This is a genomic window from Streptomyces sp. NPDC026515 (assembly GCF_055567595.1).
Window position 1 is genome coordinate 151,235 of record NZ_JBVHQD010000018.1, and the last position, 16,464, is coordinate 167,698.

Below are 16,464 nucleotides of genomic sequence, written 5' to 3' on the forward strand. Positions count from 1 at the left end.
GGCTTTTAAGTCATGGGACTCGAAGAAAAGCTGCCGAGCGGTTTCCTGCTGACCACCGTCGAGCAGGCCGCGGGCTGGGTACGCAAGGCGTCCGTCTTCCCCGCCACCTTCGGCCTGGCCTGCTGCGCCTTCGAAATGATGACGGCGGGAGCGGGCCGGTACGACCTGGCGCGGTTCGGCATGGAGGTCTTCCGCGGCTCACCGCGCCAGGCCGACCTGATGATCGTCGCCGGCCGGGTCAGCCAGAAGATGGCGCCGGTGCTGCGGCAGGTCTACGACCAGATGCCCAACCCGAAGTGGGTGATCTCCATGGGCGTCTGCGCCTCGTCGGGCGGCATGTTCAACAACTACGCCATCGTCCAGGGCGTCGACCACATCGTCCCGGTCGACATCTACCTGCCCGGCTGCCCGCCCCGCCCCGAGATGCTGCTGGACGCGATCCTCAAGCTCCACCAGAAGATCCAGAACGGCAAACTCGGCGTCAACGCGGAGGAAGCGGCCCGCGAGGCGGAGGAAGCGGCGCTCAAGGCCCTGCCCACGATCGAGATGAAGGGGCTGCTGCGGTGAGCGACGCGAACGGCCACAACGGGGTCAACCCCGAGCGGGACCTGGCCGCCGACAACCTCCCGGGCCAGCGCGGCCAGGGCGGCGAGGAGATCCGCGTCCAGCGCGGCATGTTCGGCGCCAACAACGGTGGTGACACCTCCGGCTACGGCGGCCTGGTCCGCTCGGTGCGGCTCCCCGGACCGGCCACCCGCCCCTACGGCGGCTGGTTCGACGAGGTCGCCGACGAGCTGGAGGGAGCCCTGGAGGAACAGGGTCTGCTGCCCGGCAACGCCATCGAGAAGACGGTCGTCGACCGCGGCGAGCTGACCTTCCACATCGAACGCGAGCACCTGCTGCGCGTCGCCCGCACCCTGCGCGACGACCCCGCGCTCCGCTTCGAGCTGTGCACCGGCGTCAGCGGCGTCCACTACCTCCACGACAAGGGCCGCGAGCTGCACGCCGTCTACCACCTGCGGTCGATCACCCACAACAGGCTGATCCGCCTGGAGGTCAGTGCTCCGGACGCCGACCCGCACATCCCGTCCCTGGTCCCGGTCTATCCGACCAACGACTGGCACGAGCGGGAGACCTACGACTTCTTCGGGATCGTCTTCGACGGTCACCCGGCCCTGACCCGGATCCTCATGCCCGACGACTGGCAGGGACATCCGCAGCGCAAGGACTACCCCCTCGGCGGCATCCCCGTCGAATACAAGGGCGCCCAGATCCCGGCTCCGGACCAGCGGAGGTCGTACTCGTGAGCACACAGTCAGCATCCGCCGCGTCGACCGCCTCGGCGCGCGAGACCACCGAGGGCACCGTCTACACGGTCACCGGTGGCGACTGGGACGAGATCGTCCAGTCCGCGGCCCGCGCCGACGACGAACGCATCGTCGTCAACATGGGTCCCCAGCACCCCTCCACCCATGGGGTGCTCCGGCTGATCCTGGAGATCGACGGCGAGACCGTCACCGAGACCCGCTGCGGCGTCGGCTATCTCCACACCGGCATCGAGAAGAACCTCGAGTACCGCACGTGGACCCAGGGCTCCGCCTTCGTCACGCGCATGGACTACCTGACGTCCTTCTTCAACGAGACGGCCTACTGTCTCGCCGTCGAGAAACTCCTCGGCATCGAGGACCAGGTCACCGACCGCGCCACGATCATCCGGGTGCTCCTGATGGAGCTGAACCGGATGTCCTCGCACCTGGTCGCCATCGCCACCGGCGGCATGGAACTGGGCGCCACCACGCTCATGATCTACGGCTTCCGTGATCGTGAAATGATTCTCGACCTCTTCGAGCTGATCACCGGCCTGCGGATGAACCACGCGTACATCCGCCCCGGCGGACTCGCCCAGGACCTGCCACCCGGCGCGGTCGACCAGATCCGCGAGTTCGTCAAGAAGATGCGGAAGAACCTCCCCGAATACGACAAGCTCGCCACCGGGAACCCCGTCTTCAAGGGCCGCATGCAGGGCATCGGCTATCTCGACCTGGCCGGCTGCATGGCCCTCGGCGCCACCGGCCCGATCCTGCGCGCCACCGGCCTGCCGCACGACCTGCGCAAGTCCCAGCCGTACTGCGGATACGAGAACTACGACTTCGACGTCGCCGTCGCCGACACCGCGGACGCCTACGGCCGCTTCCTGATCCGCCTGGAGGAGATGCGCCAGTCGCTCAGGATCGTCGAGCAGTGCCTGGACCGGCTCCAGCCCGGACCGGTCATGGTCGCCGACAAGAAGATCGCCTGGCCCGCGCAGCTCGCCCTGGGACCGGACGGACTCGGCAACTCCCTCGACCACATCAAGAAGATCATGGGCACCTCCATGGAGGCCCTGATCCACCACTTCAAGCTGGTCACCGAGGGCTTCCGGGTCCCGCCCGGACAGGTCTACACGGCCATCGAGTCACCCAAGGGCGAACTCGGGGCACATGTCGTCTCCGACGGCGGCACCCGCCCCTACCGGGTCCACTTCCGCGACCCGTCCTTCGCCAACCTGCAGGCCATCGCGGCGATGTGTGAGGGCGGCCAGGTCGCCGACGTCATCGTCGTCATCGCGTCCATCGACCCGGTACTGGGAGGCGTCGACCGGTGAACACCTCTTCTTCGGAGCGAGGCGTCAGCCTGGGCATGCCCGAGCTGCCCGCGCCCGCGTATCCGGACGCCGTCCGGGCCCGGCTGGAGACGGACGCCCGCGAGATCATCGCGCGCTACCCCGACTCCAGGTCCGCCCTGCTGCCGCTGCTGCATCTCGTGCAGTCGCAGGAGGGGCACGTCACCCGCACCGGGATGCAGTTCTGCGCCGACGTGCTGGAGCTGACCACGGCCGAGGTCACCGCGGTCGCCACCTTCTACACGATGTACCGGCGCAAGCCCTCCGGCGACTACCAGGTGGGTGTCTGCACCAACACGCTGTGCGCGGTGATGGGCGGCGACGCCATCTTCGAGTCGCTCCAGGAGCACCTGGGCATCGGCAACGGCGAGACCACCGACGACGGCAGCGTCACCCTGGAGCACATCGAGTGCAACGCGGCCTGCGACTTCGCGCCGGTCGTGATGGTCAACTGGGAGTTCTTCGACAACCAGACCCCGGCGAGCGCCCGGCGCCTGGTCGACGACCTGCGCGCGGGCCGGGACGTCGAGCCCACGCGCGGGGCCCGGCTGTGCACCTTCAAGGAGACCGCGCGGATCCTGGCCGGCTTCCCCGACGAGCGGCCCGGTGCCGTGGCGGAGAGCGGAAGCGCCGGACCCGCCTCGCTGGTGGGTCTCCACCTGTCCAGGGGGGAGACCGCACCCGCCCGCGTGGTCCACCCGCGCCCGGGTCCGCAGGAGGGGACGGTGCACGAGCCGTCACCGGCCGAGCACCTCAGTTCCCATGACGCGCCGCAGGAGACCTCGGCCTCCGACCCGTCAAACCCGGCAGGGCCTGCCGCCGAGGAGGGGGAGTGATGACGGTGGTACCCGACCTCAAGGACACCAGCCCCGAGAAGCTGCTCGCACCCGTGCTGTCGGCCTTCTGGGACGAGGACCGGTCCTGGACACTGGACGTCTACCGGCGCCACGACGGATACGAGGGGCTCCGCAAGGCCCTCGCCATGTCCCCGGACGACCTGATCGCCTACGTCAAGGAGTCCGGACTGCGCGGCCGCGGCGGCGCGGGATTCCCCACCGGGATGAAGTGGCAGTTCATTCCGCAGGGAGACGGCAAGCCGCACTATCTGGTTGTCAACGCCGACGAATCGGAGCCCGGGACCTGCAAGGACATCCCGCTCCTCTTCGCGAACCCGCACAGCCTCGTCGAGGGCATCGTGATCGCGTGCTACGCCATCCGGTCGTCGCACGCCTTCATCTACCTGCGGGGTGAAGTCGTCCCCGTCCTGCGGCGGTTGCACGAGGCCGTGCGCGAGGCCTACGCGGCGGGCTTCCTCGGCGAGAACATCCTGGGCAGCGGCCTCGACCTGGACCTCACCGTGCACGCCGGCGCCGGCGCGTACATCTGCGGTGAGGAGACCGCACTGCTCGACTCGCTCGAAGGCCGCCGTGGTCAACCGCGACTGCGTCCTCCCTTCCCGGCCGTCGAAGGCCTCTACGCCTGTCCGACTGTTGTGAACAACGTCGAGTCCATCGCCTCGGTTCCCGCCATCCTGCACAAGGGCAAGGACTGGTTCAGGTCGATGGGGAGCGAGAAGTCGCCCGGCTTCACGCTCTACTCCCTCAGCGGCCACGTCACCAGCCCCGGCCAGTACGAGGCACCGCTCGGCATCACCCTGCGCCAGCTCCTCGACATGAGCGGCGGAATGCGCACCGGCCACCGCCTGAAGTTCTGGACGCCGGGCGGCTCCTCGACGCCCATGTTCACCGACGAGCACCTCGACGTCCCCCTGGACTACGAGGGCGTGGGGGCCGCCGGTTCCATGCTCGGCACCAAGGCCCTCCAGTGCTTCGACGAGACCACCTGCGTGGTGCGCGCCGTCACCCGCTGGACCGAGTTCTACGCCCACGAGTCCTGCGGCAAGTGCACCCCGTGCCGTGAAGGCACCTACTGGCTGGTGCAGTTGCTGCGCGACATCGAGGCCGGCAAGGGCGTGATGTCCGACCTCGACAAGCTGAACGACATCGCCGACAACATCAACGGCAAGTCCTTCTGCGCCCTCGGCGACGGCGCAGCGTCCCCGATCTTCTCCTCACTGAAGTACTTCCGCGAGGAGTACGAACAGCACATCACGGGCCGGGGCTGTCCCTTCGACCCGGCCAAGTCGACGGCCTGGGCGGACCGCCCGGAGGTGAACGCATGACCGTGACCACGAGTTCCCCCTCCTCGGGGGGAACGGCGGCGGTCCCGCCGCAGGACCTCGTCACGCTGACGATCGACGGCGTGGAGATCAGCGTGCCCAAGGGCACCCTGGTCATCCGCGCCGCCGAGCAGCTCGGCATCGAGATCCCGCGCTTTTGCGACCACCCCCTGCTGGACCCGGTCGGCGCCTGCCGCCAGTGCATCGTCGAGGTCGAGGGCCAGCGCAAGCCCATGGCGTCCTGCACCATCACCTGCACCGACGGCATGGTGGTCAAGACCCACCTCACCTCCCCGGTCGCCGAGAAGGCCCAGCACGGGGTGATGGAGCTGCTGCTCATCAACCACCCGCTGGACTGCCCGGTCTGCGACAAGGGCGGCGAGTGCCCGCTGCAGAACCAGGCGATGTCGCACGGCAACGCCGAGTCCCGGTTCGACGGCAGGAAGCGCACCTACGAGAAGCCCGTCCCGATCTCCACCCAGGTACTGCTCGACCGCGAGCGGTGCGTGCTGTGCGCCCGCTGCACCCGGTTCTCCAACCAGGTCGCCGGCGACCCGATGATCGAACTCCTGGAACGCGGCGCGCTCCAGCAGGTCGGCACCGGCGAGGGCGACCCGTTCGAGTCGTACTTCTCCGGGAACACCATCCAGATCTGCCCGGTCGGCGCGCTGACCTCGGCGGCGTATCGCTTCCGCTCCCGCCCCTTCGACCTGATCTCCTCGCCGTCCGTGTGCGAGCACTGCTCGGGCGGCTGCGCCACCCGCACCGACCACCGGCGCGGCAAGGTCATGCGGCGGCTCGCCGCCAACGACCCCGAGGTCAACGAGGAGTGGATCTGCGACAAGGGACGCTTCGCGTTCCGGTACGCGCAGCAGAAGGGCCGCCTGGAGACCCCGCTGGTCCGCAACGAGCAGGGCGTGCTCGAACCCGCCTCCTGGCCGGAGGCGCTGGAGGCGGCCGCCCAGGGACTGGCCGCGGCCCGCTCCCGGGCCGGCGTCCTCACCGGCGGCCGGCTCACCGTCGAGGACGCCTACGCGTACAGCAAGTTCGCACGCGTGGCGCTCGACACCAACGACATCGACTTCCGCGCGCGCGTGCACAGCAGCGAGGAGGCCGACTTCCTGGCCGCCAGGATCGCCGGCCGCGGCCGCGACCTCGACGGCAAGGGCGTCACCTACACGTCGCTGGAGCAGGCGCCCGCCGTCCTGCTGGTCGGGTTCGAGTCGGAGGAGGAGGCGCCCGGCGTCTTCCTGCGGCTGCGCAAGGCCTCGCGCAAGCACAAGCAGAAGGTGTTCTCGCTCGCCACGCACGCCACCCGCGGCCTGGAGAAGAGCGGCGGCACGCTGCTGCCTGCCGCACCCGGCACCGAGACCGAATGGCTGGACGCGCTCGCGAGCGGCGTCGGCCTGGAGGAGCCCGGCACCCGGGCCGCCGAGGCGCTGCGCGCCGAGGGCGCGGTGATCGTCGTGGGCGAGCGGCTGACGTCGGTCGTCGGTGGCCTGACCGCCGCCGTACGGGCCGCCACCGCCACCGGCGCCCAGCTGGTGTGGATCCCGCGGCGGGCCGGGGAGCGCGGTGCGGTCGAGGCGGGCGCGCTGCCGTCCCTGCTGCCCGGCGGCCGCCCGGCCACCGACCCACGCGCGCGGGACGAGGTCGCCGCCGTCTGGGGCGTGTCCGAACTCCCGCTGCGCTACGGCCGCGACACCGGCCAGATCGTCGAGGCCGCCGCGCGCGGCGAACTCTCGGCGCTGCTGGTCGCCGGCGTCGAGGTCGCCGACCTGCCCGACCCCACGCGCGCGCGTGCGGCACTCGAAGCAGTGGGCTTCCTGGTCTCGCTGGAGCTGCGGCCCAGCGAGATCACCGAGCGCGCCGACGTCGTCCTCCCGGTCGCCGCCGTCGCCGAGAAGGCCGGCACCTTCCTCAACTGGGAGGGCAGGGTGCGGTTCTTCGAGGCCGCCCTCAAGCCCGAGCAGATGACCCGGCGAGTGGCGCCCACCGACGCGCGGGTGCTGCAGATGCTCGCCGACGCCATGGACGTCCACCTCGGCCTGCCCGACCTGCGCACCACGCGCGCGGAACTCGACCGGCTCGGCGCCTGGGACGGCCCGAAGGCCTCCGAGCCGCACGAGACGGCGGGACCGCTGCCGCGGCCGGCGGCCGGGGAGGCCGTGCTGGCCGGACACCGGCTCCTGCTCGACCAGGGCGTCCTCCAGGAGGGCGACGAGGCGCTCGCCGGCACCCGGCATGCCGCCCACGCCCGCCTGTCCGCCGCGACCGCCGCCGAGGCCGGCATCGGAAACGGCGACCTGCTCGCCGTCACCTCCAGCGCCGGCACCGTCGAACTCCCGCTCAGGATCACCGAGATGCCCGACCGCGTGGTCTGGCTCCCGCTGAACTCCGTGGGCGGCGGTGTCGCCTCCGACACCGGGGCGCTGCCCGGATCCCTCGTCCGCATCGGCCCGGCGGCCACCGCCGGTGAGGCCCCCAAGGAGGTGGAGGCATGACCCCGTACCTCGCTGCTGAAGACCTCTCCATGTTCGGCCGCGACCCCTGGTGGCTGGTCGTCATCAAGGCGGTCTTCTGCTTCGCCTTCCTGATGGTGACCGTGCTGGTCTCCATCGTCATGGAGCGCAAGGTCATCGCCTGGATGCAGCTGCGCATCGGCCCCAACCGGCACGGCCCCTGGGGCATGCTCCAGTCGCTCGCCGACGGCGTGAAGCTGATGCTCAAGGAAGACCTCATCGTCAAACGCGCCGACAAGGCCGTGTACGTCCTGGCGCCGATCGTCGCGGCCATCCCGGCGTTCATGGCCATCGCGGTCATCCCGTTCGGCCCGGCCGACAACGAGGTCTCGATCTTCGGCCACCGCACCACGATGCAGCTCACGGACCTGCCGATCGCGATGCTCTACATCCTCGCGGTCGCCTCCGTCGGCATCTACGGCATCGTGCTCGCCGGCTGGAGCTCCGGATCCACCTACCCGCTCCTCGGCGGCCTGCGCTCCTGCGCACAGATGATCTCCTACGAGATCGCCATGGGCGCCGCGTTCGCGTCGGTGTTCCTGTACTCGGGCTCCATGTCGACGTCCACGATCGTCGCCCAGCAGCACGACCGCTGGTACATCGTGCTGCTGCCGGTCTCGTTCATCCTCTACGTCGTCACCATGGTCGGCGAGACGAACCGAGCCCCCTTCGACATGCCGGAGTCGGAGGGCGACCTGGTCGGCGGCTTCAACACCGAGTACTCCTCGATCAAGTTCGCGATGTTCATGCTCGCCGAGTACGTCAACATGGTGACGGTCGCCGCCGTGTCGACGACGCTGTTCCTCGGCGGCTGGCGCGCCCCCTGGCCGATCAGCACCGTCTGGGCGGCCGCCAACCACGGCTGGTGGCCGATGCTCTGGTTCGTCGCCAAGGTCGTGGTGCTGCTCTTCGTCTTCGTCTGGCTGCGCGCCAGCCTCCCGCGCGTGCGCTACGACCAGCTGATGAAGCTGGGCTGGAAGGTCCTCATCCCGGTCTCGGTCGTCTGGCTGATGCTCGTCGCCACCGTACGGACCCTGCGCAACGAGAACTACGACTTCGCCGACATCGCCCTTTACGTCGGCGGCGGGGTCCTCGCCCTGCTGCTCCTGTCCTTCGTCGTCGACATGTTCCGCGACAAGGGCGGCAAGGAGGCAGCCGCGCAGTCGGCCGCCGAGCCGGTCGCGTTCGACCCGATGGCAGGCGGGTTCCCCGTGCCGCCGCTGCCCGGACAGGAGCTGCCGCCGGTGCCCCGGCGCGGCCCGCGCCGGGAGCGGGAGCTGATTGTCAGTGGTGGACCGGACACTGTCAGTGACGGATCTACGGATGGAAAGGAGGCGTCCGATGGCTGAGCAGCCCAAGGAGACCGAGCCCGGTTTCCTGAACCCCGTGGCCGGCTTCGGCGTGACCTTCAAGGCCATGTTCAAGAAGCGGCTGACCGAGCAGTACCCGGAGCAGAAGAAGACCACGGCTCCGCGGTTCCACGGACGGCACCAGCTCAACCGCCATCCGGACGGTCTGGAGAAGTGCGTCGGCTGCGAACTGTGCGCCTGGGCCTGCCCCGCCGACGCCATCTACGTGGAGGGCGCGGACAACACCGACGAGGAGCGTTACTCGCCGGGCGAGCGCTACGGCCGCGTCTACCAGATCAACTACGCCCGCTGCATCCTGTGCGGCCTGTGCATCGAGGCGTGTCCCACGCGCGCGCTCACGATGACCAACGAGTTCGAGCTCGCCGACACCAGCCGCGCCAACCTGATCTACACCAAGGAGCAGCTGCTGGCCGGCCTCGAAGAGGGCATGGTCGACTCCCCGCACGCGATCTTCCCGGGCACCGACGAACAGGACTACTACCGGGGCCTGGTGACCGAGGCGGCGCCCGGGACCGTGCAGCAGGTGGCGGTCTCCAAGGGCGAGAAGCCCGAGGAAGAGGGGGCGGACGCATGAGCCCGCAGCTCGCCGCCTACGCCACCTCCACCGGCGAGGCCTTCCAGTTCTGGATCCTCGGTACCGTCGCGGTGCTCGGCGCGCTTGGCACCGTCCTGATGAAGAGGGCCGTGCACAGCGCTCTCTGCCTCGCCGGCACCATGATCATCCTGGCGGTGTTCTACCTCGCCAACGGGGCCTACTTCCTCGGCATCGTGCAGATCGTCGTCTACACCGGCGCGATCATGATGCTGTTCCTCTTCGTGGTGATGCTGGTCGGCGTGACCGCCGCCGACTCCCTGACCGAGACCATCAAGGGCCAGCGCTGGCTGGCCCTTCTGTGTGGGCTCGGCTTCGGCGTCCTGCTCTTCGCGGGCATCGCCAACGCCTCCCTCAAGAACTTCGCGGGCACCGGCCAGGCCAACGCCAACGGCAATGTCGAGGGCCTCGCCGCCCTGATCTTCACCAAGTACGTGTTCGCCTTCGAAATCACCGGCGCCCTGCTCATCACCGCGGCCGTCGGCGCCATGGTGCTCACCCACCGCGAGCGCACCGAGCGCGCCAAGACCCAGCGCGAACAGTCCGAACAGCGCGTCCGTGAGGGCAAGCACCTGCCGCCGCTGCCCGCCCCCGGTGTCTACGCCCGGCACAACGCCGTCGACATCGCCGGCCTGCTGCCCGACGGCACGCCGTCCGAGCTCACGGTCAACAAGACGCTGCGCGACCGCGGTCAGATCCGTGACGTGTCCGCGGAGGCCCTGAACGACCTGCGGGCCCTGGAACAGCGGGCCGAGGAACGGCTGGAGCGGACCCCGATCGAGCCGGAGAACCTCAAGCGGCCAAAGGAGGCGTCCAAGTGAACCCGGTCTACTACCTCTATCTCGCCGCCCTGTTGTTCACGATCGGCGCCACCGGTGTGCTGATCAGACGAAATGCGATCGTCGTCTTCATGTGCGTCGAGCTGATGCTCAACGCCTGCAACCTCGCCTTCGTCGTCTTCTCCCGCATGCACGGCAATCTCGACGGGCAGATCATCGCCTTCTTCACGATGGTCGTCGCCGCCGCGGAGGTCGTGGTCGGGCTCGCGATCATCGTGTCGCTGTTCCGTACCCGCCACTCGGCCTCGGTCGACGACGCCAGCCTGATGAAGCTGTAAGGGGTCGCTGAACCGTATGAACGCAGAGAATCTGATCGCGCTGCTGATCGCGGCGCCCCTGCTCGGAGCGGCCGTCCTCCTGGTCGGCGGCCGCCGTCTGGACGGCGTGGGCCACTGGATCGGCACGCTCCTGTCGACGACCTCCTTCGTGTTCGGGGTGATCCTCTTCGCCGACCTGCTGGGCAAGGACGCCGAACACCGCACCCTGATGCAGCACCTGTTCACCTGGGTACCGGTGGCCGGCTTCCAGGCGGACGTCACCTTCCGCCTCGACCAGCTGTCGATGACGTTCGTCCTGTTGATCACCGGCGTCGGCTCGCTCATCCACCTGTACTCGATCGGGTACATGGAGCACGACGAGCGCCGCCGCCGATTCTTCGGCTACCTGAACCTGTTCCTCGCGGCGATGCTGCTGCTCGTCCTCGCCGACAACTACCTGCTGCTGTACGTCGGCTGGGAGGGCGTCGGTCTCGCCTCGTACCTGCTGATCGGCTTCTGGCAGCACAAGCCCAGTGCGGCCACGGCCGCGAAGAAGGCCTTCCTGGTCAACCGGGTCGGCGACATGGGCCTCTCGATCGCGATCATGCTGATGTTCACGACGTTCGGCACGTTCGCCTTCGGCCCGGTCCTCGACCACGCCACCGGCGCCTCCCAGGGCAAGCTCACCGCCATCGGTCTGATGCTGCTGCTCGCCGCCTGCGGCAAGTCCGCCCAGGTCCCGCTGCAGTCCTGGCTCGGCGACGCCATGGAGGGCCCGACCCCGGTCTCCGCCCTCATCCACGCGGCGACCATGGTGACCGCCGGCGTCTATCTCATCGTCCGCTCCGGAGCGATCTTCAACGCGGCGCCCGACGCACAACTGGTCGTCACCGTCGTCGGTGCCGTCACGCTCCTGTTCGGTGCGATCGTCGGTTGCGCGAAGGACGACATCAAGAAGGCCCTCGCCGGTTCGACCATGTCGCAGATCGGCTACATGGTGCTCGCCGCCGGCCTCGGCCCGATCGGCTACGTCTTCGCGATCATGCACCTGGTGACGCACGGCTTCTTCAAGGCCGGTCTGTTCCTCGGCGCCGGCTCCGTCATGCACGGCATGAACGACGAGGTCGACATGCGCAAGTACGGCGGCCTGCGCACGTACATGCCGGTCACCTTCATCACCTTCGGCCTCGGCTACCTCGCGATCATCGGCTTCCCGGGCCTGTCCGGCTTCTTCTCCAAGGACAAGATCATCGAGGCGGCGTTCGCCAAGGGCGGCACCGAGGGCTGGATCCTCGGCGCCTGCGCCCTGCTCGGCGCGGCCATCACCGCGTTCTACATGACCCGCGTGATGCTGATGACGTTCTTCGGCGAGAAGCGCTGGCAGCCCGACGAGCATGGCCACGAGCCGCATCCGCACGAGTCCCCGAAGGTCATGACCGTCCCGATGATCGTGCTGGCGATCGGCTCGGTCTTCGGCGGCGCCTTCTTCAGCATCGGCGACCGCTTCCTGCACTGGCTGGAGCCGGTCACCGGCCACAGTGAGGGCGACTCGCCGCTGAGCGCGGCCACTGTCACCGGCGCCACCATGGTGTGCCTGGTCATCGGCGTCGGCATCGCCTGGCTCCAGTACGGCCGCCGTGCCGTCCCGGCCATCGCCCCGCGCGGTTCGCTGCTCACCCGCGCGGCCCGCCGCGACCTCCTCCAGGACGACTTCAACCACGTCGTCCTGGTCCGCGGCGGCGAACACCTCACCCGCTCCCTCGTATACGTCGACCACACCCTGGTCGACGGCGTCGTCAACGGCACGGCGGCGGGCTTCGGCGGACTGTCCGGCCGGCTGCGCAGGCTCCAGAACGGCTACGCGCGCTCGTACGCGGTCTCGATGTTCGGCGGCGCCGCCCTCCTGGTCGCCGCGACCCTGCTGATGAGGGCGGTCTGATACCGATGTCCTTTCCTCTGCTGACAGCGACGGCGGTGCTCCCGGCCGTCGGCGCGGTCGCCACGGCCGCCGTACCGGCCGCACGGCGAACCGCCGCCAAATGGCTCGCCCTGCTGGTCTCGCTCGCCACCCTGGTGCTCGCGATCGTCGTCCTGGTCCGCTTCGACCCGGACGGCTCCCGCTACCAGCTCACCGAGTCCCACGCCTGGATCTCGGACTTCGGGGTCCGCTACGAACTGGGCGTCGACGGCATCGCGGTCGCCCTGCTCGCCCTGACCGCCCTGCTGATCCCGTTCATCATCCTGGCCGGCTGGCACGACGCCGACCCGCTGGAGACCGGCAGCAAGCGGTGGCGGCCCACCCAGGGCTTCTTCGCCCTGATCCTGGCCGTCGAGGCGATGGTGATCATCTCCTTCGAGGCCACCGACGTCTTCCTCTTCTACATCTTCTTCGAAGCCATGCTGATCCCGATGTACTTCCTCATCGGCGGCTTCGGGGACCGTGCCCACGCGGGCTCCGACGAGAACGCGGCGGCCCAACGCTCGTACGCGGCCGTGAAGTTCCTCCTCTACAACCTGGTCGGCGGCCTGATCATGCTGGCCGCGGTGATCGGCCTCTACGTGGTCGCCGGGAGCTTCTCCCTCGCCGAGATCGCGCAGGCCCGCGCGAACGGGTCGCTGCACATGGCGACCAGCACCGAACGCTGGCTGTTCCTCGGCTTCTTCTTCGCCTTCGCGGTGAAGGCGCCGCTGTGGCCGCTGCACACCTGGCTGCCCAACGCCATGCAGGAGTCCACCGCCCCCGTCGCCGTGCTCATCACGGCGGTGGTCGACAAGGTGGGCACGTTCGCGATGCTCCGCTTCTGCCTGCAGCTGTTCCCGGAGGCCTCGAAGTGGGCGACACCCGCCATCCTCGTGCTCGCCGTGATCAGCATCATCTACGGCGCGCTGCTCGCCGTCGGCCAGCGGGACATCAAGCGTCTGGTCGCCTACGCGTCCATCTCGCACTTCGGCTTCATCATCCTGGGCATCTTCGCGATGACCAGCCAGGGCCAGTCCGGCGCCACCCTCTACATGGTCAACCACGGCATCTCCACCGCCGCGCTGATGCTGGTCGCCGGCTTCCTGATCTCCCGGCGCGGCTCGCGGCTCATCGCCGACTACGGCGGCGTGCAGAAGGTCGCCCCGGTGCTGGCCGGCACCTTCCTGATCGGCGGCCTGGCGACCCTGTCGCTGCCGGGTCTGGCCCCCTTCGTGAGCGAGTTCCTCGTGCTGGTCGGCACGTTCACGCGCTACCCGGCCATCGGCATCATCGCCACCTTCGGCATCGTCCTCGCCGCGCTCTACACCCTCGTCCTCTACCAGCGGACGATGACGGGCCCGGTGAAACCGGAGGTCTCCGCGATGCCCGACCTACGCGCGCGTGAGCTCGTGGTCGTCACCCCGCTGATCGTTCTGCTGATCTTCCTGGGCGTCTACCCGAAGCCCGTCACGGACATCGTCAACCCGGCGGTCAAGCAGACCATGTCGGACGTACACAAGACCGACCCGAAGCCCGCAGTGGAGGCGGCCAAGTGAGCGCAGCAGCCGTCCACAGCCTGTGGACAACCGCGGCGGAGCCGATCGCGAAGATCGACGCGCCGAAGATCGAATACGGACAATTGTCCCCCACCCTGATCGTGCTCGGCGCGGCGATCGTCGGGGTGCTCGTCGAGGCGTTCGTCCCGCGCAAGTTCCGCTACTACGCGCAGGTCTTCGTCTCCGCCGTGGCGCTGTGCGCGGCCTTCGCGGCGGTCGTCGCACTGGCCGCGGACGGCTACGGCACCACCAAGGCGCACATCGCCGCGATGGGCGCCATCGCCGTCGACGGACCGTCCCTGTTCCTGCAGGGCACGATCCTGCTGGCCGGCCTGCTCGGCCTGTTCACCTTCGCCGAACGCCGCCTCGACCCGGCCGCCCACGGCAACCGCGTCGACTCCTTCGCCGCACAGGCCGCCTCCGTGCCCGGCAGCGACAGCGAGCAGGCCGCGGTGAAGGCGGGCTTCACCACCACCGAGGTCTTCCCGCTGCTCCTCTTCGCGGTCGCCGGCATGCTGGTGTTCCCCTCGGCCAACGACCTGCTGACGCTCTTCGTGGCCCTGGAGGTCTTCTCCCTCCCGCTGTACCTGATGTGCGCCCTGGCCCGCCGCAAGCGCCTGATGTCCCAGGAAGCCGCGGTCAAGTACTTCCTGCTCGGCGCCTTCGCCTCCGCGTTCACCCTGTTCGGCATCGCGCTGCTGTACGGGTACGCCGGGTCGGTCTCCTACGCCACCGTCTCCCAGGTCGTCGACGGCACCGTCACCAACGTCGACCCCGCCCTCGCCGACACCATGGGCAACGACGCACTGCTCCTGATCGGCACCGCCATGGTCGTCATGGGCCTGCTCTTCAAGGTCGGCGCGGTCCCCTTCCACATGTGGACCCCCGACGTCTACCAGGGCGCGCCCACCCCGGTGACCGGCTTCATGGCGGCGGCGACCAAGGTGGCCGCGTTCGGCGCGCTGCTGCGCCTGCTGTACGTCGTCCTGCCCGGCCTGCGCTGGGACTGGCGGCCGGTCATGTGGGGCGTCGCGATCATCACCATGCTGGGCGGCGCGATCGTCGCGATCACCCAGACCGACATCAAGCGACTGCTCGCGTACTCGTCGATCGCGCACGCCGGATTCATCCTGGCGGGTGTCATCGCGACCTCGAAGGACGGCGTGTCGTCCGTCCTGTTCTACCTGGCCGGCTACTCCTTCGTGACCATTGGCGCCTTCGCCGTGGTCACCCTGGTGCGCGACGCCGGCGGCGAGGCCACGCACCTGTCCAAGTGGGCCGGTCTCGGCCGCCGCTCGCCGCTGGTCGCGGCCGTCTTCGCGGTGTTCCTGCTGGCCTTCGCCGGTATCCCGCTGACCTCCGGCTTCGCCGGGAAGTTCGCCGTGTTCAAGGCGGCGGCGGAGGGCGGGGCCGGCCCGCTGGTCGTCGTCGGTGTGATCTCGTCGGCGATCGCCGCGTTCTTCTACATCCGCGTGATCGTGCTGATGTTCTTCAGCGAGCCCAGGCCCGACGGGCCCACGGTCGCCGTCCCGTCACCGCTGACCATGGCGGCGATCGGCGTCGGCGTCGCGGTCACGCTGGTGCTCGGCGTGGCCCCGCAGTACTTCCTGGACCTGGCCAACCAGGCGGGAGTCTTCGTTCGCTGACCGTTGCGGTACGGCCGTGGGCCCCGGTTCCTTCCGAGGAACCGGGGCCCACGCGCGCGTGGGCTTCGGCCGCGGGGCTCACAGGACGCCGGCACGTCACGCGCCGGTCGGAGCCGCCCCTACGGGCACGTGACCGTCGGGTTCCACGGTGCGAACAGACCGCTCGGATTGTCCTTCCAGATCCAGGCGTGCAGCGTGTACACGGAGCCCACGCCCTCCAGGGTCGCCGGCCCCTGGAACGTCTGCCCGAACAGCGTCGGCGCGGTCCCTGGGGCGTCCGCCCGAACGATCCACTCCACCCCCACCAGGGCGCGGGCGCCGTCGCTGTCGGTCTCGTAGAGAAGACCCGCGGGCTCGGCCGGGTCGAGGCTGCCGACGTGGGCGGGGTTCACGTAGTGGTAGCCCGCGCCTCCCTTGCCGGTCGCGGTGTCCTGCGCACACCGGCCGACGGGCTTGTAACCGTCCGTGACCGCGAACGGCTCGTACTGGTAGTCCGCGGTGGCCGTGTACGTGGGAGTCAGATCCGTCCACACGAACGGGTCGGCCTCGGGAACGGGAGCCGCGTCGGCGGGAACCGCGGCCAGAGCGAACGGCACGGCCAGCGCCAGAACGGCGCCGGCGGTGCGGGACCTGAGAGACATCCTGATGCTCCTTGGGGCGGAAGAGGCACGCGAGTGCGGCGCCTCCATACAGCGCGGGCCTCCCCGGTCCCGCCCGTGCAGCATGGCCCGCGCCGGTTCCGGGGCGCCACGCGAGGACGGCCAAAGGGCTGAGGGCACTCTCGGACAAGGAAGCGGCGAGCCTGTGGACAACTCAGGCGCTGTCGGTCCGTGCCCCTATCGTGGAGGCAGTGGTCGAGGGACGACGTACGGGGGGCACGA

At 69.4% G+C, this 16,464-nt stretch carries 14 protein-coding genes; 13 read left to right on the forward strand and 1 reads right to left on the reverse strand.

Features of this window, described 5'->3' with window-relative positions; translation table 11 throughout:
• The first annotated feature begins 12 nt into the window (after window positions 1-12).
• From ACZ4O3_RS32575 to nuoN, 13 genes are read left to right on the forward strand one after another with little or no spacing between them, the layout of a single operon-like run.
• Window positions 13-567: a NuoB/complex I 20 kDa subunit family protein gene (locus ACZ4O3_RS32575; RefSeq protein WP_362716317.1), complete on the forward strand. Its 555-nt coding sequence runs from the start codon at window positions 13-15 to the stop codon at window positions 565-567.
• Window positions 564-1,307: an NADH-quinone oxidoreductase subunit C gene (locus ACZ4O3_RS32580; protein ID WP_362716314.1), complete on the forward strand. Its 744-nt coding sequence runs from the start codon at window positions 564-566 to the stop codon at window positions 1,305-1,307. Before ACZ4O3_RS32575 ends, ACZ4O3_RS32580 begins: the two co-directional genes overlap by 4 nt.
• Window positions 1,304-2,644, forward strand: coding sequence for an NADH-quinone oxidoreductase subunit D (locus ACZ4O3_RS32585; protein WP_362716312.1), 1,341 nt, complete (start codon window positions 1,304-1,306; stop codon window positions 2,642-2,644). Before ACZ4O3_RS32580 ends, ACZ4O3_RS32585 begins: the two co-directional genes overlap by 4 nt.
• Window positions 2,641-3,498: an NADH-quinone oxidoreductase subunit NuoE gene (gene nuoE / locus ACZ4O3_RS32590; RefSeq protein ID WP_467725646.1), complete on the forward strand. Its 858-nt coding sequence runs from the start codon at window positions 2,641-2,643 to the stop codon at window positions 3,496-3,498. Before ACZ4O3_RS32585 ends, nuoE begins: the two co-directional genes overlap by 4 nt.
• On the forward strand, window positions 3,498-4,844 hold the full coding sequence (gene nuoF / locus ACZ4O3_RS32595; RefSeq protein ID WP_384990529.1) for an NADH-quinone oxidoreductase subunit NuoF: 1,347 nt from the start codon (window positions 3,498-3,500) through the stop codon (window positions 4,842-4,844). The genes nuoE and nuoF overlap by 1 nt, the downstream gene beginning before the upstream one ends.
• Complete coding sequence (locus ACZ4O3_RS32600) at window positions 4,841-7,345, forward strand: NADH-quinone oxidoreductase subunit G (RefSeq protein ID WP_467725648.1); 2,505 nt, start codon at window positions 4,841-4,843, stop codon at window positions 7,343-7,345. Before nuoF ends, ACZ4O3_RS32600 begins: the two co-directional genes overlap by 4 nt.
• Window positions 7,342-8,712 (forward strand): NADH-quinone oxidoreductase subunit NuoH, encoded by a 1,371-nt coding sequence (nuoH, locus tag ACZ4O3_RS32605; protein WP_467725649.1) that lies wholly within the window; start codon window positions 7,342-7,344, stop codon window positions 8,710-8,712. Before ACZ4O3_RS32600 ends, nuoH begins: the two co-directional genes overlap by 4 nt.
• Entirely contained in the window at window positions 8,705-9,307 is a 603-nt protein-coding gene (gene nuoI / locus ACZ4O3_RS32610; protein ID WP_362718167.1) for an NADH-quinone oxidoreductase subunit NuoI, read from the forward strand. Before nuoH ends, nuoI begins: the two co-directional genes overlap by 8 nt.
• Window positions 9,304-10,146 (forward strand): NADH-quinone oxidoreductase subunit J, encoded by an 843-nt coding sequence (locus ACZ4O3_RS32615; RefSeq protein ID WP_467725651.1) that lies wholly within the window; start codon window positions 9,304-9,306, stop codon window positions 10,144-10,146. The genes nuoI and ACZ4O3_RS32615 overlap by 4 nt, the downstream gene beginning before the upstream one ends.
• Complete coding sequence (gene nuoK, locus ACZ4O3_RS32620) at window positions 10,143-10,442, forward strand: NADH-quinone oxidoreductase subunit NuoK (RefSeq protein ID WP_351318021.1); 300 nt, start codon at window positions 10,143-10,145, stop codon at window positions 10,440-10,442. The genes ACZ4O3_RS32615 and nuoK overlap by 4 nt, the downstream gene beginning before the upstream one ends.
• Window positions 10,443-10,458: 16 nt before the next feature.
• Entirely contained in the window at window positions 10,459-12,360 is a 1,902-nt protein-coding gene (nuoL, locus tag ACZ4O3_RS32625) for an NADH-quinone oxidoreductase subunit L (RefSeq protein WP_362718176.1), read from the forward strand.
• A gap of 5 nt (window positions 12,361-12,365) precedes the next feature.
• Window positions 12,366-13,937: an NADH-quinone oxidoreductase subunit M gene (locus ACZ4O3_RS32630; RefSeq protein ID WP_362718179.1), complete on the forward strand. Its 1,572-nt coding sequence runs from the start codon at window positions 12,366-12,368 to the stop codon at window positions 13,935-13,937.
• Window positions 13,934-15,583, forward strand: coding sequence for an NADH-quinone oxidoreductase subunit NuoN (nuoN, locus tag ACZ4O3_RS32635; RefSeq protein WP_362718182.1), 1,650 nt, complete (start codon window positions 13,934-13,936; stop codon window positions 15,581-15,583). Before ACZ4O3_RS32630 ends, nuoN begins: the two co-directional genes overlap by 4 nt.
• Window positions 15,584-15,702: 119 nt before the next feature.
• Here nuoN and ACZ4O3_RS32640 read toward each other — a convergent pair whose 3' ends face one another.
• Window positions 15,703-16,224 carry a hypothetical protein gene (locus ACZ4O3_RS32640; protein ID WP_467725654.1) on the reverse strand — a complete coding sequence of 174 codons (522 nt, stop codon included), beginning with the start codon at window positions 16,222-16,224 and terminating at the stop codon, window positions 15,703-15,705.
• Between the last annotated feature and the right edge of the window lie 240 nt (window positions 16,225-16,464).